The sequence below is a fragment of the Streptomyces sp. SID12501 genome (assembly GCF_010550245.1).
Classification (GTDB): Bacteria; Actinomycetota; Actinomycetes; order Streptomycetales; family Streptomycetaceae; genus Streptomyces.
Genome location: NZ_JAAGLU010000480.1, coordinates 1 through 493 on the forward strand (window position 1 = coordinate 1; position 493 = coordinate 493).

General features: G+C 74.6%; 1 pseudogene. It reads left to right on the forward strand.

The window, feature by feature from the left end:
• Positions 1-160: 160 nt before the first annotated feature.
• Positions 161-493 (forward strand): annotated as a pseudogene (locus tag G3I71_RS46880) (Na+/H+ antiporter subunit D); the annotation flags it as partial.

A 493-nucleotide genomic window follows, 5' to 3' on the forward strand; every position in this document is an offset into this window, starting at 1 on the left:
CCGAGTCGGGCGGCGAGACGCTCGACGAGGAGGCCGCGACCACGCGCGACGAGATGGACGAGGGCCTCGCCTTCGAGGACGTGCACGCCGAACCGGCGCCCGACCACCCGGGCCGCGCCGCGCGCCCGAGCACGACCACGACCGACGGGGAGGAGGGCCGATGACCGACTGGAGCTGGCTCGTCCCGCTGCCCGTCGTGCTGCCGCTGTCGGGCGCGGGACTGACCCTCGCGCTCTACCGTCGACCGCGCGTGCAGCGCGTCGTGTCGCTCGTGACCCTGACGCTCGTCGCCGTGGTCGCGGCCGCGCTGCTCGTGCTCGCCGACGCCGGGCCCGTGGTCGTCGAGATCGGCGACTGGGCGGCGCCCGTCGGCATCAACCTCGTCGCCGACCGGCTGTCGGCGCTCATGCTGACCGTGTCGTCGGTCGTGATCCTGTGCGTGCTGATCTACTCGCTGGCCCAGGGCCGCGAGGACGGCGAGCGTTTCGCGCCG